Origin of the sequence: Vibrio sp. 2-1-2a (assembly GCF_032648565.1) — a bacterium.
In the GTDB taxonomy this organism is placed as follows: domain Bacteria; phylum Pseudomonadota; class Gammaproteobacteria; order Enterobacterales; family Vibrionaceae; genus Vibrio; species Vibrio diabolicus.
On the sequence record NZ_WBOH01000003.1, the window covers coordinates 419,489 to 440,934 of the forward strand.

Consider the following 21,446-nt stretch of genomic DNA (forward strand, 5'->3'; position numbering starts at 1 on the left):
TTCCATTGATATAGTGCGTCCATACAACAAAAAAAGACCATTCGAGGCATGGAGCTTCCTCATTAATCTCAAGATGAGAAGAATTGGTACCGACAAAATTCGGCAGATTTTAAGAGGGTCAAAAAATGGACATGAATATGGTTGAGATTTTAGGTTATGCAGCTTCAATCATGGTCGCAATTTCGCTAACTATGAAAGATATTGTTAAGCTTCGTATCCTTAACTTTATTGGTTGTGCGCTATTTACTGCTTACGGACTAATGATTGATTCTTGGCCTGTAGTATTAACTAACGGCTTTATTGCTTGCGTTAATATCTACTTCCTAGCAAAAATGCAACAGGAAAAAAAAAGCCTAGAATCTAGAGCCTAAAAAGCAATAGCATTCGAACAATAAAAGCCCGCGAATGATAAGATCGCGGGCTTTTTGCTTTTAATGCGCTCTCATTTTCTGCACATTCATCAATAGCTCTAGCGAACCCAGTTAAGTGCTAATGTTTCTCTACGAGAGAACATGTCTACATGCGATGAGATGATCGCCTTCACTTTGCCCAGTTTCTCTTCGGAATCCGCCTCACAAATAATGGTCAAGCTAGACTCACCAAGAGCAAACTCCGCTTTTCCCGTCGGAAATGTCACCAAACCGCTGTTTTCATTCCAAGTAGCAGGAACCTTTCGTCCAAAATGCCGACAAAGCGTCACTAAGTATTTGTCAGCGTGTTCGCTATCTATTCGGGTGCTTCCTTTAATCATGAATTTACTCGTGTTTTGAAGCGCCCCCTCTCGGGAGCCCTATTAGAATTGATAAGCAGCAGAAAGTTTGAAGTTGCGACCCGGCTCGTAGTCATCAAGCGTGAAGCCACGTGCAGTACCCGAACGAGACGCATGAGAGCTGTACAACTCGTCAAATACATTATCAATACCAAAGGTCACCGACAGTCCATCAATATCAGACGGCACCCATTGAGCATATAGATTATGTACATCATAACTTGCTTTCTTTGGCTGACCATCAAAGACGTTGTCTTCTTCTAGAACAAACATTGAGTTCCACCCGAAGATCGTTTCTAAAGCGTCTGACTGGTAATCCAAAGTTAGAGCAATACTATCACCCATATCAATGCTACGCCCATTCCCCCCAGCAACAGGGCCACCAGTATTCTTGTTTTTGGTGTCCGACTTAGAGTAAGAAAGTTTGCTGTTAAACTTGTCGTAGCCATAAGAAGCACTTGCCTCAAAGCCTTTAATCTCGACATCACCTAAGTTGTAAATCAGGTAAGTTTGAGTCGCGTTTTGGTACTGGTCTGCAATGTAATCATCAATTTCCGTTTGGAATGCCGTAATATTCGCTCCAAAGAAATGCTTATCAAAGGTTTTATCAAAACGGACACCACCCTGTGTGTTCAACCCCGTTTCTGGCTTTAGTCCATCCTCTAAAAATGCAACGTCTTGGTAAGCAATAAAGGTTTCCATCAGCTCGGGGCCTTTGAATAGAGAGCGTGCGCTCGCAAACAACGTCCAATCCTGAGTGACTGCCCATTCTGCTGCTAGGGCCCAGGTCACATCATCATAGTTACTCGTCCCCGTTTCAGCTTCACGTTTGTAATCATCAAAACGCATACCTGCGGTAACAAAGAAAGCATCAGAGAAGAAGAACTGGTCTTCTACAAACAATGCGGTTGAAATGGCCGATTCATCCATGAACTTACGACTACCGTAGTAACTTGAAGATGTCTTATCCATGTAGTCGAAACCATAGGTGATTCGATTATCAAACTCACCTAACATAACATCCGACTGGAACTTACCATTCAAACCAAAGTTTTGGTTTTTAGCGGTGTTCTTCGATAAACGGTTCGAAGGCCAGCGAGGAGCCATAACGCTCTCATCCCGTTTAATTTCTGTCTCGGTATTATAAAGTGTGACGTTACCTTTATGCTGTTCGCCTCGCAGCTCGTAACTCAAGGTAACGGTATCTCGGTCATAATCCGTAGGAATAAGTAACGTGCTCGATAAGCCATTGTTCGCACTACCCGACATATCAGGACGCGGACTGTAATCACCACTGTCTCGGTACATGTCATAAGAGAGCTCAAAACGATGGATGTCGTTTAGTTCATACCCCAACTTAGCCAGAATGTTGTAAACATCACCCGCAGCGCCATAGGTTTTGTTGCCGTCACCATCTTCAAAGTCATCGCGCGTAACGTAATGGCCATAAACTATCGCATCAATGTTTTCGGACAAAAGCCCGTACAGTGTCAACGAGCCTTGTTGGTTGTCGTTGGATGCATAACCGCCATAAACACGAGCGCCAAAGGTTTCATCGTAACGAAGTAAATCGCGAGCGTCTTTCGTTTCAAAATAAACCGAGCCGCCTAAGCCATTTTGAGTCACAGAGTTATTACCTACCTGGATATCGGCAGATTTGAGAATGTCAGGGTTTAGCGTCAAGTTACCAATGTGATGGAACATGCTCGCATGCTGAGAAGCACCATCAAGACGAATGTCCAAATCGGTTTCGCTCAAACCACGAATGGTAATACGTTGATTCACAGAGTGTGTTCCACCAACATCCACACCGGGAATATCGCGCAGTAAATCAGACATATGATCCGCTTGCTTCAGTGACATGTCGTCCGCAAACATCGACTCAGTATTGCTAGAAACTTTTGTTCCCCATACAACGACTTCTTCAAAATGTGACTCGGTATCTTGAGCTAAAACAGGGTTTGATAGCGCCATTCCCACTGCAAGGCAAAGGCTTGAAAGCTTGATAGATGAACAAGCAGGGCTTTCCATAACTTCATTCCTAAATATTAATGATAATAATTCTCAAGTATAATAAACATGAGTTTTATAAATACAAAGGCGATTTGATTATGCGAAATCGCACAAGTGTTATGAGGAAGTGTCAAATGCAGGAAGTCACACCAAAACGAACTAGAATTGCCAAGATCGCTTTAACCCAAAAACTGGAAGCCACAGAAAAACAGTGGATCGTCACTCAAGGTCAACCTTGTCAAACTCAACTGGCAGAAGGCAAATTCCTATCATATCAGTACAATGATCAAATCTTTGTTCATGGTGGACGTTGCCTAGAGCTTGTTGATTCACATATTGTTTCTACTGCCCACGCCTCACTGTTGGTCACTATTCTTTTAGAAGGTAAGCTCTCGTTTGGCTATGACGATTTGCAATTTGATTTAGACGCAGGCGACGGCCCTAAAGGTGTCGTGGTGAACCTACTCAAACCTGCAAACTTTCGTCGCTCACTGCTCAAAGATAACCTCATTAATAAGATCAACATATTGGTTAAGCCCCAGTGGCTAGAGGCTCGCCTTGACCAAACCTGTCGTCATCGGTCCTTTTTTAACTCTCATCAGGCGTTTCATCCTCTAGAGCTTAACCAGGCGTTGTGCGAACTGGCTGAAACGCTGACAAGCCGAGAAACACCACAAGAATTCCAAGATAAGTTGGAAGTTGAAAGCTTGATCTATCAAATTTTGCATCAAGCGACTGAGCAAATCCCCAAGCACTTCAGTGCTAATAAAAATAACCTTGAACGGCACACAGATGGTCGAATAGAGGATATTGTTAGCTATATAGAAACTCACCTTGAGCAAGAACTAGGCTTAGAAAAGTTGGCAAGCGTGTTTTCAATGAGCGTTTCAAACCTGCAGCGCCGATTTAAACAATCACTGAATATGACCGTAAATGGTTATATTCGCTTTCGTCGCCTTGAGATTGCGAGGCAGCACTTGGAACGTGGCCTAGTGACGATCACGGAAGCTGCTTATGAAGCCGGATACCACCACCCTTCCAACTTCACCTGCGCTTTCAAAAAGGTATTTGGTGTACCACCGCATGAAGTGATAAAAGAGTAAAGAGGTCCCAGGTAACTGACTGTTATTTAGGAGTGTCTTATCCACAACATCGGTATATACTCGCCTTAAACGTTATGGAGGTTGAACATGAATATTGGTGCTGTCGCAAAGCTTACTGGGCTTTCATCTAAGTCGATTCGATTGTATGAAGACAAAGGGATCATATCTCCACCAGCGCGCAGCGACTCTGGCTATCGCGAATATTCAGATAATCATATTCAAGAGCTTAACTTAGTATCACGCGCAAAAAACGCTGGCTTTTCACTGCAAGAATGCAAAGAGTTTGTGCAGCTTGCCCATAATCCCAACCGAAAAAGCAGCGAAGTAAAAGCAAGAACCATGGATAAGCTGAGAGAGGTTGAAGAAAAAATCGCGCACCTCATGGAGATCAAAACGCAACTTGAAGGTTGGGTTTCTTCTTGTCCGGGAGACGCTGAAAGCCGATGCCCAATCATAGACGAGCTCACCAAGTAAACTCGCCTATCTATCCTCATTGAGGAATCGCTTTCATTAAGCCCTGAGGTTGGATTAATGGTAAGTACACATGCGCTTGCCGTTTAATTCGATAATATTAAACGGCGTTTCGTAGATATCCTCTAGCGTAGACGCCTGAATCACCTCCTCCACCGCACCACTTGCCACAACTTTGCCTTGCTTAAGCGCCAATATGACATCCGAGTAGCACGCTGCGAAATTAATATCATGAATTACCACCACCATGGCTTTGTTCATGTCATGAGCTAACCGCTGCACGACTTTCATGATCTGAAGAGAGTGTTTGATATCTAGATTGTTAAGTGGTTCATCAAGAAAAACGTAGTCTGTATCTTGTGCAATCACCATGGCAATAAACGCAAGCTGTCGCTGACCACCACTTAATTCATCCAAATATTTGTCTTGGATACCTTGTAAATCTAGATAGTCGATCGCTTGTTCAATCACCACATGATCTTCTTTGGTCAGATTTCCTTTGGAGTATGGGAAACGGCCAAAAGAGACCAACTCTTTCACGGTAAATCGCATGGTAATCGAGTTGGCTTGACGAAGTACCGCCAGCTTTTTCGCTAACTCTTTAGTGTCCCATTCCGCAATTTCCTTGCAATCAATGATAACACTACCACCATCCCGCTCCGTTAAGCGCGAAGCCATAGATAACAGCGTGCTCTTTCCCGCGCCATTCGGGCCAATAATCGATGTTACCTTGCCCTTTTCAAACTGAGTATTGGCCTCATCAACCACTTTATTTGAACCGAAGGCCTTCGTTAATTTGTCTATCACTATCATATTTATACAACTTTGTTTTTCAGTAGTAGATATAAGAAATACGCACCACCAATAAAGTTAATAACGACACTCAACGTCGTCTCAAAACTGAACACGTTCTCGATAATCCATTGCCCAGCCAGTAACGAGCTGATGGAGAGAAACGAACAACCAACCAGTAGCGTTTTGTGTTGGTAACTTCGGAACATTTCTCGGCTTAAGTTGGTCACCAGCAAACCAAAGAACATAATTGGTCCCACTAGAGCCGTAGAAATAGCTATCAGAACCGCCGAGATAATGAATACATTTCGCGTCACCTTAGGTACGTCGACGCCCAAACTTTTCGCATTGTCTTGGTCGAGCCAAAACACGTCTAAAGTGCGATGCATACTAAATAGCAACCAACATGCAAACATCAAAGCTGGTGCACTAAAGTAAACCAAATTCACTTTTACATTATTAAAGCTGGCGTAAAGTTTCGATTGAACGATTGCAAACGTATTTGGGTCCATCAGCAAAGAGAAAAATGACGCCGCATTGGAAAATAGCTGACCAAAGATCAAGCCGACCAATAGCAACGTAATCAAGTTCTTGCTTCCTTTAGAAAAGTAAAAACCAAACAACAATAACGAAAACGACACCATTACAATTACGGCAATCGCGAAATTGACATACAAGTTAAGAACTAAAGTACTCAAACCACCAAAAATCAGCACGATCAAAATTTGCGTCAACACATACAGCGCATCAAACCCCATGATACTTGGCGTTAAAATTCGGTTGTGCGTAATGGTTTGAAATACAAGTGAAGACTGAGCAATAGCCACACCCGCTAACACTATCGCCAATACTTTAGGAACTCTACGAGATAAAAAATACTGGTAGTTGTCAGCCGTTAGCCCAATACCAATAAACAAACATGCAAAAAGTACCGCAATGCCACCTAGCAGTAGGATTTTCGTTGAATCACGCATGTTGCTTACCTCGCAACAACATCGCGATGAATACCACGCCACCCAATATGCTGATCACGATAGAGATTGGCATTTCATGAGGGAAGATAATCAAACGACTCACCAAGTCGCAACACAGCACTAAAGTCGCCCCATACATGGCCGTAAGCGGAATGTTCTTTTTGAGGTTATCACCATAAAAGTGACTAACGAGGTTCGGCACAATCAGACCAAGGAATGGCAGCTGTCCCACAATCATCACGACACTTGCTGACATGATTGACACCAACAGCACGCCAATCGTGACAACCTGCTGATAATTTAACCCCAAGTTAACCGCGAAATCTTTTCCGATACCCACAGCTGAAATCCGTGCGGCAAAAAGATAGCTTAGAATAGCCATTGGTACCGCGATGTACAGTAGCTCAAAGTCACCACGTAAGATGTTGGCAAAATTCGCTACTGTCCAAGCATTCAGACTTTGAAGTGCATCGTATTTGTAAGCGATAAACGTGGTCATGGATTGGATGACATTGCCGAAAATAATTCCGACAAGTGGCACAAAGACCACACTCTTAAATTGAATGCGTTGAATAAAGAAAATAAATGCTAGCGTCCCGAACACCGAAATACCGAAGACAAGCCATAGGTGATTGTCGTTGCCAAAGAAAACCACGCTCAGTACATAGCCCAGCATGGCGCATTCGATCGTACCGGTTGTAGAAGGTGCAGCAAATCGGTTCTGGCTGATTTGCTGCATAATAAGGCCTGCAATACTTAAGCCTGCACCAGCAAGCAGTATGGCGAATAAACGTGGTATACGGCTGGTAAAGAAAAGCTCTAACGCTTTCTCATCACCCGAAAATAACTGTTGGGGCGTCATGTTTGCCACCCCAACAAACAACGAAACCGTGCTTAAAACCACAAGGGTTAGCAATAACTTTTTCAAAGTTAACCTCTGCTATCTTGGATTAAAGTTCAACGGTTTGCTTGATCTCACTGACCATTTTTTCTGTTGCAGTCACACCAGACATCGACAAATACCACGCGTCCACATCTAAATAAGTGATTTTGTGATTCTTATATGCGGCGGTTGCTTTGACTAAGTCGTTATCCATGGACTTACGAATATCGTTATCTGGCGTGCCTTTCAGCGAATTGCGGTCAACTACGAGTATATTTTTCGGGTTAGCTTCACGAATAAATTCATAAGAAATAACATCTCCGTGAGTGCCCGTCTTCACGTTTTCAACTGTTTCCAAGAAACCGAAATCGTTATAAATCACACCAAATCGCGATTGAGATCCAAACGCACTGATGTTGTCACCCATGCTTAAAATCGTTAACGCATCATTGTTATTTGATTGATTGTAGTCACGGATTGCTTTGAATTGAGCATCTAGCGCTTCAATTTTCTGCTCTACTTTTTCTTCGATATCGAAGATTTTACCAATATTGCGCCACTGTGCTTGCGTACCTTCCCAGTAACCTTGATTCTCTTTCGCAGCAAAAACGACCGTAGGAGCAATTTCACTCAGCTCTTCATATTTCGCAGACGCTCGCGGACCAACCAATATCAAATCCGGTTTTTGCATGTAAATGGTTTCAAAGTCAGGTTCAAACAAACTACCCGCAGAGGTGTAGTTATCTTTGCTGTATTTTGAAAGGTAGCTAGGCAGATTAGAAGAGTTAGAGACTGCAACAGGATCGATACCAAAGTTGTCCAGCGCATCTAGCGGTCCAAAGCCAATCACAACCACGCGTTCTGGTGATTGTTCTAGCTCGGTTTGACCCATGTAATGGTCAATCACAACCTTAGCAGCGAAAGAAGGAGAAACAGTAAATAGCGACAGCAAAGCCGCACCGACGAATTTTTTCATTTTGTTAAGCCTTAATGAGATCTATTATCATGCGCGTTCGCAATATAACGTTACTCTTTACTGCATTCAACAAAATTTAAGGTACTTTACATTAGTTACGCTTATTCGAGCTTCAACTATATCAAAGACTTATAAAAACCATTCATTGCAATATCTAGGTGTATCATTCATGCGCTTCGATAAATGCTTTGAGTGCAGGCTCATCAATAATCTCCAACCCGTTTTCCGTTTTTGCAATCAATCCCTTTTCAATCAAATCTTTAACTGCACGTCGATAAACACGACCAGAAGTACCAAATCGCTCAGCTTCTTGATTCACTTTGTCAAAGCCACCGAGCAATGTGTTGGTTTGATTACGGACGAAAAGATCATACGCAATATTATAAGTAATGGGATGCAATAACCGATTGGTATAGATATCCATAGAGTCTTGATAATCTTCGGCCAACGCTGAAGCAAAGAACACCATCATTTCTGGATGCTTTTGTAGCGCTTCAGTTAGTTTTTGGATGCAGATGACATCAACCTGCATGTGCTCATCTGCAATCACATTCCATTGGCAAGGAGTCTGAGTGAAGTACTCCATTTCACCATAGATATGGTAGTCGCAGTTTGCCTCTCCTAATTGAAAGCGTCGCCCATTCGCGGCCAATATACTCATTGACACTCGACCTACCGGCACAACATATAAATACTGAAGTTGCTCACCTTGACGGAGAATTTCTTCCCCAGCATCAAAGTAACGCGTACTAATTTGACACTGATAGATCATCTCACGAAAGGCAACGCTCTTTTTTTCAAGGTATGTTTTGAAGCGGCCAGTTGGATACGGGCTGATTTTCATTCTCTGCTCTCTCAGAAAAGTTACTGATAACTATCTCAGGTGGATTGTACCCCGTAACACCAAATAAAAAAGCGACAGTGGCCTGTCGCTTTACATTCATTGATTTATAAGAGTTACTGAAGTTAGTACGGACTATCTCTGAGCAATCAACGCTTCTAGCGCCGTCATTGCAGCAAGCTTCTCACCTTGCATCATTACTTTCGCTTCATCAACGTACTGGCCAACCCCTTCTTTCACATCTTGTTGATACAAAACGACGTTATTTAAGATCGAAGCCACATGAAGGCCACGTAATCGGCCAACGGCAAACAAAGCTGAGGTTTCCATATCGGCACCTAAGACGCCCTTCTTGTTCCAGTATTGGCATATCGCATCTTCGTCATCGGTATAGAAACTGTCGTGAGAACGTACCACACCGAAATGATAACGCGCCTCTTGTACTGACAGGTAACGCTCAACTTCCTTTAATAAGGAAAAGCTTGCGTACGCCGGATAAGCCGAATCCACATACGCTTTGGAGCCGCCTTCATCTCTTACCGCACCTTCGGCAATGATTAGCTCGCCAAGCTGAATCCCAGATTGCATCGCACCTGCCGATCCGACACGTACCACATGAGTTACGCCGCACTGTTTTAGCTCTTCAACTGCGATGATCATCGATGGGGCGCCGATACCTGTGCTGCATACTGAAACAGGCTGGTCTTTGTATTTGCCAGTAAAAACACGGTACTCGCGATTTTCCGAGATCATTTCTGCATCATCCAATAATGCGGCAATACGATTAGCTCGGTCTGGCTCACCACATACAATGACGAGAGGAGCGACTTGTGTTTCATCAACACCAATATGAGGTTGTTTCGCCATTTTTCGTTCCTTAAGCTGCAGCTTGAGCTAAGGTTTTATCGCCATTGCGCTTGGCGCTACGGGCCCATTCACGCGTACCATTGGCAGCAATGAACATCAAAATCGCATACTGAACAGACATCGCATAAACACCCTGTGTCGCGTAGATGCCAACACTGATGATGTTAATCACAACCCAAAGAATCCAGTTTTCCACATATTTACGTGTCATCAGAATTTGTGCAACAACAGAAAGTACTGTCATGGTTGCATCCCAAAACGGGAACGCATCAGGTTCAAGTACCGGATCAGCCAAACCTGCACCAAAGAGATTCAAGCTATCAACAGCAATGTTTGCTAATGCAAAGAAAAAAGGGTCGATGTAGATGGTTAACAACGCGATAGACACAACGCTAATAGAAGCAGTGGCGATGAGTTTGTGTTTGTTTAACCAGCGTACTTCCAGCGTTTCACCTTCCGCGTTTGGACGAGTCCACGCATACCAACCGTAAATGTTCGCACAGAAGAAAAACAGTTGAAGAAGTAATAATCCGTATAACTGAATTTGGAAAAAGATAACGGCAAAAAGAGTGACATTCAGCAAACCGAATAAGTAGTTGATGGTTTTTTCTTGGCTAGCAAACCAAATGCAAAGCAATCCAAAAACCGTACCGAAAGCTTCGATCCAACTCATTGCGTAACCGCCGCCAATTGGAATGTTAACCAGGGTGTTGTTTATATCGAGTAAGGCAAGTAGGTCCATGTCGATGTCCTTTATTATTTTGTTTGGGAATATGCCTATATTAGGGCGTGACACCTAACAAAAAGGAGGACATTTGTCCCCCTCTTGATGCACTCGATCATAATTCAGTTCAATATTTGCTTGAAAGCGCCTATTTATCTCAACCATTCATTCCAAATGAACTAGGACTCGTGTCCTAGGTAGCGCTTTTTGAACGTAGATGCTGACGCGAACAGTAAAGTCGAAGCAAATGTAAACACCACGCCAGCCAAGTATACATACTCTTCATTCGCAAGTAGCTCATAAACACTCACGACAAACACCGTTAATACTAGTGAAATATTGAAACGGTGAAACCACGGCCTCTTTACTGAATACTGTGCATATCTCTTAACTAACATAAAGATTTTCCATTCATCTCAATAATTTATAAATCTAATTATAGACTTTATTAATAATAAGCTTTTTAAGCACTATCTACACGAAATCTTTCGAGTTACTCGCAAAAAATCACACTTTTCAAATATTGAGTTAATAAATTCGAACATCTGTTTTGCATGCTTATTTATTTTTAGCCCATTCTTTATAAATTATATGCACTAAATTTGTTAACCATACGTTTGTTTTTAATTAAGAGAAATTCGTCACACTGTTGCGTACAACCAATGCTGGTTCCAGTTGAACGACTTGAGCTTCGTTAGATTTGTCGTCCAGTCTTCGGACAAGAGTTTCGACGGCGGCTTGGCCGAGTCGATATTTGGGTTGGTGGATGGTCGTTAAGGAAGGCGACATAAACTTCGCGATATGTATGTCATCGTAACCGATGATTGAAATCTGTTCCGGAACTTTAATATTGAGCTCATTTGCGGCGTTAATCACACCCATCGCCATCATATCATTGGAAACAAAAATCGAACTGGGTAAGGTGCCTCGCTGCGCCATTTTCATAAATGCTCGATATCCGCCTTCACATTCGAAGTCCGATTCAATTATCCAGTTAGCATTAAATTCCAAGCCAGCTTCGTTCATCGCACGTTTGTAACCTTCGTATCTCATTTGTGCTTGGTGTTTAATCAAAGGGCCAGTGATACATCCTATTTCTGTGTGGCCACAATCAATCAGGTATTTCGCCGCTAGGTAACCGCCACGAAGCGAGTTATCTTGAATTTTGTCGCTCGTAAACAGCATCGGCCCCCAATCCATCACCACGACAGGGATATCAGGATAACGCTCAAATACATCGATACGCTCCCCTTCTAGCGAGGAGCACATCAAGATCAAACCATCGACACGCTTTTGCAAAAGCGTATTAATGGATTGGCGCATGCGTTCATTATCACCTTCTGTGTTACATAGAATGAGACTATAGCCTTTGTGATAGCAACTGCGTTCTACGCCTTTTACGACTTCGCCAAAGAATGGGTTGGTTGAAGTTGTCACTAGCATACCAATGGTTTTGGTACGATTGACTTTGAGGCTACGCGCCAAAGCTGATGGCGCATAGTAGTTGAGTTCTTTTGCGGCATTATTGACGCGTTCGGAGATCTCTTCACTCACAAAACGCGTCTTGTTAATAACATGGCTCACTGTTGAAGTGGAAACCCCTGCCAGTTTTGCGATGTCTTTCATCGTCGCCATGTTATTACTCCTAATTAATGAGGCGTTTAAGCCCTATTGTGCAGCGAGAAACGCGTCCACCTCTTCGCGAGTTGGGATCGACGTCTGCGCGCCAAAGCGGGTCACAGAAATTGCAGCCGCCGCATGTGCAAACTTAATTGCTGATTCTAAAGGTAAATCCTCTAACAGGCCAGTGACGAATGCCCCATTAAACGTATCCCCTGCTGCGGTGGTATCAGTCGCGTCAACACGGAACCCCGGGATGAGCTCACCTCTACCATTTTGACTTAACCAAACACCCTTCGCACCGAGAGTGATCATGACAATTTCGATACCTTTGCTATGAAGCACATTCGCCGCTTCTTGCGCGCTGTCATTATCCGTTACCGTTACCCCCGTCAGGACTTCAGCTTCGGTTTCATTTGGTGTAATGACATCAATACAAGCAAGCAGTTCGTCTGACAGTTCACGAGCAGGGGCAGGGTTTAAAATGACGTTAGTTTTTGCATCTTTCGCCACTCGCGCGGCTTTCTCAATGCCGCACATCGGCGTTTCCAATTGCATCAGCAGGTAATCCGCTTGGCGAATGCGATCTAAATCTGGCTCAATCGCTTCTGCTGTCAATTTGGCATTCGCTTCTGCTGAAATACAAATGCTGTTTTCACCACTATCCGACACTTGAATCATCGCAATGCCAGTGGGGCAGTTTGGTTGCATCTTCACACCAGTGATGTCGATGCCGTCCATATTGAAGTTTTCACGAATATTGATGCCGAACGAGTCATCGCCTACACAAGCAATAAAGCCAATATCAGCCTTGAGTCGAGCTGCAGCAACAGCTTGGTTGGCACCTTTGCCACCTGGGATAACTTGATAGTTGCGACCATGTAGCGTTTCGCCAGGGCGAGGGAAAGAAGGCACTTGAAGAACATGGTCAGCGTTTACACTACCTAACACCACTAACTTATTCATACGGTTATCCTCGGTTCTGAATGAACCCTTTTTTTGAAAAACTATTTTGGAAAATACATTAGATGACTTTAACTTCTCTCCTTAGCGAAGGAGTCACGATAAAAAGCTAAAGGCATCTATACCCTGCATTTTTAAGTCACTTGGGTATGTTTGCCCTCTCCTCCTAAACGACAGATATAAACGGAGGAGAGAGCAAAAATTAGGACGCTTTATTGAACGTCAAACTTATTTAGTCACTACTTTTAGTGGTACCGGAATGTATTCTTCTACTTTTTCACCTTTCAAGACTTTGTCAGCCGTTTCAACACCTAAAGCACCGATAAGATCTGGTTGCTGTGCGATGGTTGCTGCTAGCTTGCCACGGTTAACTGCGGCAATGCCGTCTTCCGTGCCATCAAAACCAACGATAACGACGTCTTTGCCAGAAGCTTGAACGGCGCGAAGTGCACCCAGCGCCATTTCATCATTCTGTGCGAACACCGCTTGTACATCAGGGTTAGCCGCGAGTAGGTTTTCCATCACGTTTAGGCCTTTAGTACGGTCAAAGTCTGCTGGCTGGCTGGCAAGAAGATCCATATCGCTGCCCTTCACGGCATTCATGAAACCTTCACCACGCTCGCGCGCCGCCGATGTGCCCGCAATACCTTCAAGCTGAATTACTTTTGCTTTTTCGCCAACTTTTTCCATGATGTAGTGGCCTGCCATTTCACCACCGATCACGTTGTCGGACGCGATGTGACTCACGACTTCACCACGGCTTGCGCCACGGTCTAGTGTCAATACAGGGATCTTAGAACGGTTCGCCATACGAATCGCATTAGACACAGCATCAGAATCCGTTGGGTTGATAAGAATTGCTTTTACACCGCGAATACTTAAATCCTCGATGTTCGACAGCTCTTTGCTCGGGTCATTTTGCGAGTCCAGTACAATTAAGTCGTACCCCAATTCTTTCGCTTTAGCTTCCGCACCGTCTTTCATCGTTACGAAGAACGGGTTGTTTAGCGTCGAAACCACAATCGCCATCGTATCTTGGGCTTTTGCCGCTACTGATACAGTGGAAGAAAGAAGTGCAGCAGAGATAAGAGTTGCAAGTTTTTTCATCGTTCTAGTCCTTTGTGTAGGGTGAGCCAGCACACGCCCACTGGCTCGGTTTGTATTCAGGATTTAATGGTTATGGATTATTTGTTTTTGTTGTCTACCAGTACTGCGAGCAAGATAACCACTGCTTTGGCAATCATTTGGTAGTATGAGGAAACGTCTAGTAGGTTAAGAGCGTTGTTTAAGAAACCGATGATCAGCGCACCAATTAGCGTACCCATGATGCGGCCTTTACCGCCCATCAAGCTGGTACCGCCAAGTACAACCGCAGCAATCGCATCTAACTCGTAACCCATACCCGCAGTTGGCTGAGCGGAAGACAGACGAGAAGTTACGATGATTCCTGCAAGCGCTGCCAGCATACCGCAGATGGCGTACACACCAATCTTCACTCGGTCTACATTGATACCAGATAGACGAGTCGCTGATTCGTTGCCACCTAGTGCATAAACGTAGCGACCAAAGCGAGTGTGGTTAAGTAGGTACCAAGCCGCAGCGAATACAACTACCATCAACCAAACAGGTACTGGAATACCTAGCGCGTAGCCGGTACCAAACCATGCAAACGCATCAGCTGTGTCAGTAAAACCTGTCGAGATTGGACGACCTTCGGTGTACACCATAGTCACACCGCGTAGTAACGTCATGGTAACCAGCGTAGCGATAAAGGCCTGTACTTTGCCCTTCGCAATGATGATGCCGCTAATTGCACCTAACGCTGCACCTGCGACTAAAGCGGTCGGAACCGCCACCAGCACCGGGACTTCAAGCGCAATCATGCTTGCCGCAAAGGCACCACATAACGCCAGTACGGAACCAACACTCAAGTCGATGCCTGCGGTTAAAATAACCAGTGTCATACCTACCGCGATAATGGCATTCACTGAGGTTTGACGAAGAATGTTGAGAATGTTGTCGACCGTAAAGAAGTTCGGGTTCAAAAATGACACAACAACAATCAAAAAAATCAGTGCTATCAGTGATTTTTGCTCAATCAACCACTCTTTTGTGAACAACTTCTTGTTGCTAGCTTCGGTTGGTTTGCTCATGGTATTAGTACTCATGCTGCTTCCTCATTGATCTTTTTGCCTACGGCACAGGCGAGTAATTTTTCTTGATCGGCGTCTTTCGCATCGAATTCGCCAGTAATACGACCTTCATGCATAACCAGAATGCGGTCACTCATACCGAGCACTTCTGGCATCTCGGAAGACACCAAGATGATGCTCATGCCTTCGGCTTTGAACTTGTTGATGAGTTGATAAATTTCTTTTTTCGCACCGACATCGACGCCACGCGTTGGCTCATCGAGAATCAGAACTTTAGGTTTGGTCATTAACCCTTTCGCGATCGCCACTTTTTGCTGGTTACCGCCGGATAAGTTACCAATAATTTGGTCGCGCGTAGGGGTTTTGATATTAAATAGCTTGATAAAATCTTCCACGGCAATCACTTCATCGCTATGTTGGATTTGGAAGCCTTTAGTCAACTGATTGAGAGAACAAAGTGACATATTCTCCTTAACCGAGAGACCTAACACCAAGCCATCGCCTTTGCGATCTTCAGAGATATAAGCGATGCCATTTGCTAAGCCATCTTGTGGGCTAACCGGGTTAATGGTTTTGTTATCGAGGTTGATAACACCATGCTCACTTGGCAATGCGCCGTAAATCACTTTCATCAGTTCGGTGCGGCCTGCCCCCATCAAACCAGAAATACCCAATATCTCACCGCGTTTCAGCGTGAAGCTCACATCGTGAACGCCAGAGCCAGTCAGGCCAATCACTTCAAGGCAAGTTTCGCCATGTCGCACATCAATACGTGGGTATTGCTCTTCTAACTTACGACCAACCATCATTTCGATCAGGCCGTCTTCATCAGTGTCTGCTACTTTGCATTCACCGATAAATTTACCGTCACGAAGCACGGTAATGTCGTCACAGATTTCAAAGATTTCTTTAAGACGGTGTGAGATGTAAACAATGCCGCAGCCCTGCTCTCGAAGCTCGTTGATCACTTTAAATAGTGACTCCGTCTCGGTATCAGTCAGCGCGTCAGTTGGCTCATCCATAATGATGACTTTCGATTCAAACGAAAGCGCTTTCGCGATCTCCACCATTTGCTGTTCACCTAGGCTCAAATCACCAAGCAACGTTTTCGATGAGTGTTTTACGTTAAGGCGTTGAAGCAACTTGTCTGCTTCTTCATACATCTTGCCCCACTGAATACGCCCCATCGTGCCGGTAAATTCACGACCTAGATAGATGTTTTCAGCAATCGTCAGTTCAGGGATCAAGTTCAATTCTTGGTGAATAATACTGATGCCCGCTTCCTGTGAGTCACGCGGACCTTTAAACGCGGCAGGTTGGCCTTGATATTGGATGCTACCCGCATCCATGTGATAGATGCCCGTCAGCACCTTCATCAATGTTGACTTGCCTGCTCCATTTTCTCCCATGAGCGCCATGACACGGCCTGGGTAAACATTCAGGCTCGCTTTGTCCAGTGCTTTCACGCCCGGGAACGCTTTCTCAATGTCGCTCAGTTGTAGAATGGCTTGAGTCATAATCTGTCCTCAATATCTCTGGCTTAAAAAACCACGCCCGCTTGAAAGATAACGTTCGCGTATGGCGAGCATTCGCCAGTTCGAACGACAGCGCGGCTTTGTGCCGTGCGTGCTTTAAATGCTTCATGTGACACGTAGCTGATCTCGATAGATTTACCCGTTTCTTCGCTCTCTTTGCTCAGTTCGTTAAGCAATGCTTGATGCAAAACTGGGCTTACATCAGAAAACTCTTCCGCAATAATGACCCCTTCGATTTGCGACTCAGATAGAATCACGCGAACAGTATCAAGAAAACTTGGTACGCCATGCGTTAGCGCCAAATCAATTCGCTGTACATGCTCAGGGATTGGCAGGCCAGCGTCACATATCGTGATCTCATCGGTGTGGCCTAGCGTCGCCACCAAGTAAGAAATATCTGAGTTAATTAGGGTACTTTTTTTCATCTCATCGACCTTTCGGTTACACGTTCATACAACCATGAGCGCCTGTTTTAAAGTGTTTTCGTTATTAACAGAAAACTCATCGAAACGTTTCGATGAAATAATAATTCGTTGTGGTAATTTGACCAGAGTGAGATCGATAAGATGTGAGAATGATCCGTAATTAACGGGTCATCGAATAGTAAAAAGGTACATGAGTCACACTTTACCATCGAAACGTTTCGATGGCTGGCTTAATCTACACTTGAAGTGAGGTTTTTTAAAGACAGTTGAAAAAGAGATACGTCCCATTACTGAGAAACACTCTAGTTAATGAGATGGAAACCTTACACATCGTCACAGTTCTTGGATGGCTGTCTGATTTTGGAGAACGCTCACCTTACAATCTGGTTACAATTTGCAAAACACATCATCCGTTCAGTACCTTATATGGTATGCGACGTTTGTAGGGACACAAACGGAAACTAAAAGCCATAATGAAGTTAAGCAATCGAGTCATCTTGCTTGTCGCGCCAGTGATCTTATTAAGCGCGCTGGTATCAAGTTATATTATTTACAGCATTCAAAAAGTAACGCTCATCAAGCGAGAAGACAGCTATATCCAATTGCAAATGGAAAAGCTCGCAGGGCAGTTCCGACAAGCCAACATATTCCTCAATAGTTATGCATACACATTAAGCAAAAGTGATGTATTGCAAGACTACTTGGTGAATCATAGCAATCCGTATCGTGAACGCGTGTTATTTAACCGACTCGATGAAACCGCAGATGTGTTAAGCCATGGCTATACAGGCGATGCAAGCATGGCGATTCTTGACGGGAAACAAAACCTTCTTTATTACACAGAAAATAAATACTACGAATCTTCAGGTGTAGTCGACCCTAAGGTATTGGATTACATCTCGCGAAGCTTTAGTACGAGAGAAGCGTTTAACCATACTGGCTTTATTTACAATTCCAGCGGGCAAAGTATTCTTCTGCAATACGAACTCATCGACAAACGAACAGGGACACAACCTCTAAGTTTTGATCCGCAAAATGTCTTTTTCGTGGTGGTATCGGTATCGCTCGAAGCCTTCAATGAGATCAAGCACGAAATCGAGTTCGACACGCATAGCGTGATAACTTTTGCCGATAAGCCTATTTATCTCGATATTCCTCTCGCTCAGACGATTGAACTATTGCCACACTTTTATGCGGTACTCTCCCCCGCTGAATATTTGATGTGGAATAAAGTCGATAAAGTGTGGCTAGAACTGGCCCTTTCCTTTGGTGTGGCGGCGTTTTGCACCATCACCTTAATTGTTTTGGTTTTGTATCGTTATGTATTACACCCCGTTTCTCGCCTCGATAAACAGCTACAAGAGCTGGAAACAAATCAACGCGGCAACATTGAAAAGCTAGAAACAAACGATGAAATAGGACGCTTATCCTCACGCTTTTTTGATATGTATGAAGAGCTCAACGTCATATATAAGAAGACAAAACGCCTGGCTGAAACGGATCACCTAACGCAACTCGCTAATCGCCATCGTTTCCATGAACTTGCAACTCGTGAACTCATCTCCCCTTCGCAGCATTTGTGGGTCATTTATGTCGATCTCGATAACTTCAAGTACGTTAATGACAAATACGGGCATGAACTGGGAGACAACTTATTAAAGGTGTTTTCATCACACATCAAAAATGTCTGTCAAAAATTCTCGCACGACTACGATAGTCCCTGTTTTGCAGCAAGATTGTCTGGTGACGAATTTGCTATTTTATTGAGTTCAAATCAGGATGCACAACGCCTACCCGACTTGCTGGCCTCAGAGTTGCTAAAACCGATTAGCAATCTCAGTCCATCTTGGAGCAATTCATTCCCCGTGACTGCAAGCGTAGGTATCGCTCAGTACCCTCAAGACGGTACAGACGTCGCGAAATTACTCTCCAGTGCCGATGCGGCAATGTATCAAGCCAAACGAGCCGGGAAAAACCAGTACGCTTATTACTCAGCAGCTCTCAATGTTGAGTCTCAAAGACGCAGTCAGCTTGAGCGAGCGCTCAGAAAAAGCAACGTGGAAGAAGAGTTCCATCTCGTTTTTCAACCCTATATGAATAATCGGGACAACGAGATTGAAGGACTAGAGGTATTATTGCGCTGGGAAGCGGAAGGCATTGGTCCCGTGCCTCCGAAAGAGTTTATCCCAATCGCGGAACAGGCGGGCTTATTTGATAAAATTGATCGCTGGGTTTTCGCCAACGCTACAGCGGAATATCACCAATTAAGAAATATTTTTGGCAAAGACATTGTCCTTTCGATCAACCTCTCTTCAGCAGAGCTTAACTCCATCGAAATGGCGAATTATATTCATGACCAAGCAAGCAAAAACGGTGTGAAACCAGAATGTATTGAATTAGAAATAACAGAAACCTTTGCCGCAGAACAACAAGGTACAGCATTACTTGATGAGCTGTCGAAGCGTGGCTATCGTCTCGCCATTGATGACTTTGGCTCTGGCTATACATCGCTGACTCAACTTGTTCAATATCCAGTTCAAAAGATCAAGTTTGACCGAGAGTTCCTCGTTACATTGATGAAAACCAACAACGGTCATGTGATCAAACCCATCATCGATCTATGCCACGCTCAAAATAAAACGGTCACCGCAGAAGGTATTGAGCACAATGTGATGCATGAATGGTTATCGTCCTACCGCTGTGACTATATGCAAGGCTATTTATTTGGTAAGCCAATGAGTAAGGAACAACTGAATTTGTGGTGGCAATCCGCAAATGACGATAGCCGCTTCGATGGTTCCATAGTTGGTTCAATTACTGTTCAAGGGACATCTTATTAAAGATTAAGTACAGAAGCCATGTGTGTGGCTGCTGTACTTGGTCACGTGTGATTCATAGAGAGAACAAAAAATCTAGCTCTTACTATCACACACCTATAGATATAATACAGTTGCATAAAATTACCGTTTATCTACTCTTAAACAAGCACCTCTTTGAAATCCAATCCAGTCAAATTTAGTTCTTTGACTCTATCGTACAATCCACCTTTTTTGTCCGTGCAAAACGTTCTGAGTCCCGCACCTTTTACTCTGAATAAGCCAGCTTCATTAATGGCTTCTCTATTCAAAACGAGTTTCTTAAACGGCCTAGTACGACTCGGTTTCCCATTACGAAGGTTATACTTGGTAGCAGAGCTATCAATAGCATCGATTTGAGTAATAATATTTAATGCTCGCCAAGGCTGTCCTTTTAGACTCAATGGCAAGAATTCGACATTCTCGCTTAACGCACCAAGCTTATCAGCAATGGCAGCTGGCACAGCGAAAGTAACCGCTCCCCAAGCAGCAACATCAGGCCTAGGTAATGTGTTTTCACCTTCAACATCTAACCATTCAATATCAATACTTCTCCAACTGTCTTTAACAGATTCTCCATACAGCTGGATAGGTTCGTTTGTGGTTACTTGAAGGGACATTTCCAATGCAGATTCTTGCAAGATTGCAAAATCATGCGCATTGGGTGTGACAATAAACACTTTGTTAAATGCTGTCATAACCATCCTTAAACAGGTTGAATAGCTTCTCTTAATGGGAACTCTCCACCCTCAAGATTTTCGCCTACTTAGCTAAATATATCAATTATGCTTGGTATGTTAATGTCACTGCATTATCAGGTATGACAAAATAGGTTTAAAGATCAAAATTAAAAACTCGATACTCAGTTAAGAAAGGGGATTTTTCTCTATGAATCAAACATAAGGTCCAACATAAAAAATCACTCTTAGATTCAACAAGATAAAAATTGATACAAGTTCGTACGTTAATTTTTGGCATTATTATTTTTCGATGAAAGCTCTCAGTTATTTAAATATTTAATCAAAACGATAGAATTAATTTCTGGTAAGTTTAGTTCAGACTTTTATGTATTTAATTGAAAACATGAGGAAATAAGTAAAAGCTGACAAAACTTACTTTTGTACTGCTAATCACCGGCTTAGATGATTCGTGTAGAAGCCCATTTGTCGGCTCCACTTAGACTTAGCTTTATCACTTGTGAACAGGAAATGCCCTTCTTCTCGGTATTTCTCTACCTTTCTTATCCATCTTGTTGTTTACCCACTCACTTAAAATGCACTAACACACATAACGAGTTGACGTTACGATTTGTTACGAGTCAAATCACAAATCTAAACGCAGGCTGAATAGACGCACAAAAGACAAACACATTGAAATAAAAAGAGTTTCTAATCTAGAAAAAATAAAACGTCGTTTTTATAAATTCGCCATCTCACAAATATCCTTAAACACAGTTTTATTAATTACGCATATCAGATATTA

At 43.5% G+C, this 21,446-nt stretch carries 21 protein-coding genes; 4 read left to right on the forward strand and 17 right to left on the reverse strand.

The window, feature by feature from the left end:
* Positions 1–125 precede the first annotated feature (125 nt).
* Positions 126–371: a YgjV family protein gene (locus F7Y48_RS10205; RefSeq protein WP_005397186.1), complete on the forward strand. Its 246-nt coding sequence runs from the start codon at positions 126–128 to the stop codon at positions 369–371.
* A gap of 98 nt (positions 372–469) precedes the next feature.
* Here the strand turns inward: F7Y48_RS10205 and F7Y48_RS10210 are convergent, their stop codons facing one another.
* Both F7Y48_RS10210 and F7Y48_RS10215 read right to left on the reverse strand, forming a co-directional pair.
* On the reverse strand, positions 470–751 hold the full coding sequence (locus F7Y48_RS10210) for a DUF2218 domain-containing protein (RefSeq protein ID WP_316683808.1): 282 nt from the start codon (positions 749–751) through the stop codon (positions 470–472).
* Between the two features lie 42 nt (positions 752–793).
* Positions 794–2,800 (reverse strand): TonB-dependent siderophore receptor, encoded by a 2,007-nt coding sequence (locus tag F7Y48_RS10215; protein ID WP_258508464.1) that lies wholly within the window; start codon positions 2,798–2,800, stop codon positions 794–796.
* Between the two features lie 116 nt (positions 2,801–2,916).
* On the opposite strand from F7Y48_RS10215, the gene F7Y48_RS10220 reads away from it, so the two are divergent.
* A complete protein-coding gene (locus F7Y48_RS10220) occupies positions 2,917–3,885 on the forward strand; it encodes a helix-turn-helix domain-containing protein (RefSeq protein ID WP_258508466.1) in 969 nt (322 codons plus the stop codon).
* Positions 3,886–3,972: 87 nt separating this feature from the next.
* Entirely contained in the window at positions 3,973–4,359 is a 387-nt protein-coding gene (cueR, locus tag F7Y48_RS10225) for a Cu(I)-responsive transcriptional regulator (protein WP_012842332.1), read from the forward strand.
* Positions 4,360–4,413: 54 nt separating this feature from the next.
* Here cueR and vctC read toward each other — a convergent pair whose 3' ends face one another.
* The 14 genes from vctC to rbsD form a co-directional block, all read right to left on the reverse strand.
* The gene (gene vctC, locus F7Y48_RS10230) at positions 4,414–5,169 is read right to left on the reverse strand and encodes an iron chelate ABC transporter ATP-binding protein VctC (protein WP_253644583.1); all 756 of its coding nucleotides are present in this window, start codon (positions 5,167–5,169) and stop codon (positions 4,414–4,416) included.
* A 2-nt stretch (positions 5,170–5,171) separates the two neighbouring features.
* Complete coding sequence (gene vctG, locus F7Y48_RS10235) at positions 5,172–6,122, reverse strand: iron chelate uptake ABC transporter permease subunit VctG (protein ID WP_005397178.1); 951 nt, start codon at positions 6,120–6,122, stop codon at positions 5,172–5,174.
* Entirely contained in the window at positions 6,115–7,050 is a 936-nt protein-coding gene (vctD, locus tag F7Y48_RS10240) for an iron chelate uptake ABC transporter permease subunit VctD (protein WP_041853077.1), read from the reverse strand. Before vctD ends, vctG begins: the two co-directional genes overlap by 8 nt.
* A 22-nt stretch (positions 7,051–7,072) precedes the next feature.
* Positions 7,073–7,981, reverse strand: coding sequence for a siderophore ABC transporter substrate-binding protein (locus tag F7Y48_RS10245; RefSeq protein WP_253644584.1), 909 nt, complete (start codon positions 7,979–7,981; stop codon positions 7,073–7,075).
* A 163-nt stretch (positions 7,982–8,144) separates the two neighbouring features.
* The gene (locus tag F7Y48_RS10250) at positions 8,145–8,825 is read right to left on the reverse strand and encodes a Crp/Fnr family transcriptional regulator (protein WP_005397172.1); all 681 of its coding nucleotides are present in this window, start codon (positions 8,823–8,825) and stop codon (positions 8,145–8,147) included.
* Between the two features lie 132 nt (positions 8,826–8,957).
* Positions 8,958–9,689, reverse strand: coding sequence for a nucleoside phosphorylase (locus tag F7Y48_RS10255; protein WP_046875984.1), 732 nt, complete (start codon positions 9,687–9,689; stop codon positions 8,958–8,960).
* 10 nt (positions 9,690–9,699) lie between these two features.
* Positions 9,700–10,431, reverse strand: a complete 732-nt coding sequence (pnuC, locus tag F7Y48_RS10260) for a nicotinamide riboside transporter PnuC (RefSeq protein ID WP_258508473.1) — start codon at positions 10,429–10,431, stop codon at positions 9,700–9,702.
* Between the two features lie 161 nt (positions 10,432–10,592).
* Complete coding sequence (locus F7Y48_RS10265; protein ID WP_005499106.1) at positions 10,593–10,811, reverse strand: hypothetical protein; 219 nt, start codon at positions 10,809–10,811, stop codon at positions 10,593–10,595.
* Between the two features lie 229 nt (positions 10,812–11,040).
* Positions 11,041–12,048 (reverse strand): substrate-binding domain-containing protein, encoded by a 1,008-nt coding sequence (locus tag F7Y48_RS10270; RefSeq protein WP_316683836.1) that lies wholly within the window; start codon positions 12,046–12,048, stop codon positions 11,041–11,043.
* A 33-nt stretch (positions 12,049–12,081) separates the two neighbouring features.
* A complete protein-coding gene (gene rbsK / locus F7Y48_RS10275) occupies positions 12,082–12,999 on the reverse strand; it encodes a ribokinase (RefSeq protein WP_005397162.1) in 918 nt (305 codons plus the stop codon).
* Between the two features lie 225 nt (positions 13,000–13,224).
* Positions 13,225–14,103 carry a ribose ABC transporter substrate-binding protein RbsB gene (rbsB, locus tag F7Y48_RS10280; protein ID WP_316683839.1) on the reverse strand — a complete coding sequence of 293 codons (879 nt, stop codon included), beginning with the start codon at positions 14,101–14,103 and terminating at the stop codon, positions 13,225–13,227.
* Positions 14,104–14,180: 77 nt separating this feature from the next.
* Positions 14,181–15,164, reverse strand: coding sequence for a ribose ABC transporter permease (rbsC, locus tag F7Y48_RS10285; RefSeq protein ID WP_006741011.1), 984 nt, complete (start codon positions 15,162–15,164; stop codon positions 14,181–14,183).
* Complete coding sequence (rbsA, locus tag F7Y48_RS10290; protein ID WP_104972464.1) at positions 15,161–16,666, reverse strand: ribose ABC transporter ATP-binding protein RbsA; 1,506 nt, start codon at positions 16,664–16,666, stop codon at positions 15,161–15,163. The genes rbsC and rbsA overlap by 4 nt, the downstream gene beginning before the upstream one ends.
* Before the next feature lie 23 nt (positions 16,667–16,689).
* Positions 16,690–17,109, reverse strand: a complete 420-nt coding sequence (gene rbsD / locus F7Y48_RS10295) for a D-ribose pyranase (RefSeq protein WP_005397153.1) — start codon at positions 17,107–17,109, stop codon at positions 16,690–16,692.
* Between the two features lie 473 nt (positions 17,110–17,582).
* On the opposite strand from rbsD, the gene F7Y48_RS10300 reads away from it, so the two are divergent.
* Entirely contained in the window at positions 17,583–19,949 is a 2,367-nt protein-coding gene (locus F7Y48_RS10300; RefSeq protein WP_134645588.1) for an EAL domain-containing protein, read from the forward strand.
* A 137-nt stretch (positions 19,950–20,086) separates the two neighbouring features.
* Here the strand turns inward: F7Y48_RS10300 and F7Y48_RS10305 are convergent, their stop codons facing one another.
* The gene (locus tag F7Y48_RS10305; RefSeq protein ID WP_074190569.1) at positions 20,087–20,662 is read right to left on the reverse strand and encodes an imm11 family protein; all 576 of its coding nucleotides are present in this window, start codon (positions 20,660–20,662) and stop codon (positions 20,087–20,089) included.
* Between the last annotated feature and the right edge of the window lie 784 nt (positions 20,663–21,446).

Bases quoted from the DNA above. Each gene is read 5' to 3' on its own strand.
- F7Y48_RS10205 (WP_005397186.1), top strand. From the start codon at position 126: ATGGACATGAATATGGTTGAGATTTTAGGTTATGCAGCTTCAATCATG.
- cueR (WP_012842332.1), top strand. From the start codon at position 3,973: ATGAATATTGGTGCTGTCGCAAAGCTTACTGGGCTTTCATCTAAGTCG.
- rbsB (WP_316683839.1), bottom strand. From the start codon at position 14,103: ATGAAAAAACTTGCAACTCTTATCTCTGCTGCACTTCTTTCTTCCACT.
- F7Y48_RS10270 (WP_316683836.1), bottom strand. From the start codon at position 12,048: ATGGCGACGATGAAAGACATCGCAAAACTGGCAGGGGTTTCCACTTCA.
- F7Y48_RS10210 (WP_316683808.1), bottom strand. From the start codon at position 751: ATGATTAAAGGAAGCACCCGAATAGATAGCGAACACGCTGACAAATAC.
- F7Y48_RS10300 (WP_134645588.1), top strand. From the start codon at position 17,583: ATGAAGTTAAGCAATCGAGTCATCTTGCTTGTCGCGCCAGTGATCTTA.
- F7Y48_RS10250 (WP_005397172.1), bottom strand. From the start codon at position 8,825: ATGAAAATCAGCCCGTATCCAACTGGCCGCTTCAAAACATACCTTGAA.
- vctG (WP_005397178.1), bottom strand. From the start codon at position 6,122: ATGCGTGATTCAACGAAAATCCTACTGCTAGGTGGCATTGCGGTACTT.
- F7Y48_RS10220 (WP_258508466.1), top strand. From the start codon at position 2,917: ATGCAGGAAGTCACACCAAAACGAACTAGAATTGCCAAGATCGCTTTA.
- rbsD (WP_005397153.1), bottom strand. From the start codon at position 17,109: ATGAAAAAAAGTACCCTAATTAACTCAGATATTTCTTACTTGGTGGCG.
- vctC (WP_253644583.1), bottom strand. From the start codon at position 5,169: ATGATAGTGATAGACAAATTAACGAAGGCCTTCGGTTCAAATAAAGTG.
- F7Y48_RS10255 (WP_046875984.1), bottom strand. From the start codon at position 9,689: ATGGCGAAACAACCTCATATTGGTGTTGATGAAACACAAGTCGCTCCT.
- F7Y48_RS10305 (WP_074190569.1), bottom strand. From the start codon at position 20,662: ATGACAGCATTTAACAAAGTGTTTATTGTCACACCCAATGCGCATGAT.
- rbsC (WP_006741011.1), bottom strand. From the start codon at position 15,164: ATGAGTACTAATACCATGAGCAAACCAACCGAAGCTAGCAACAAGAAG.
- F7Y48_RS10245 (WP_253644584.1), bottom strand. From the start codon at position 7,981: ATGAAAAAATTCGTCGGTGCGGCTTTGCTGTCGCTATTTACTGTTTCT.
- F7Y48_RS10265 (WP_005499106.1), bottom strand. From the start codon at position 10,811: ATGTTAGTTAAGAGATATGCACAGTATTCAGTAAAGAGGCCGTGGTTT.
- F7Y48_RS10215 (WP_258508464.1), bottom strand. From the start codon at position 2,800: ATGGAAAGCCCTGCTTGTTCATCTATCAAGCTTTCAAGCCTTTGCCTT.
- rbsA (WP_104972464.1), bottom strand. From the start codon at position 16,666: ATGACTCAAGCCATTCTACAACTGAGCGACATTGAGAAAGCGTTCCCG.
- pnuC (WP_258508473.1), bottom strand. From the start codon at position 10,431: ATGGACCTACTTGCCTTACTCGATATAAACAACACCCTGGTTAACATT.
- rbsK (WP_005397162.1), bottom strand. From the start codon at position 12,999: ATGAATAAGTTAGTGGTGTTAGGTAGTGTAAACGCTGACCATGTTCTT.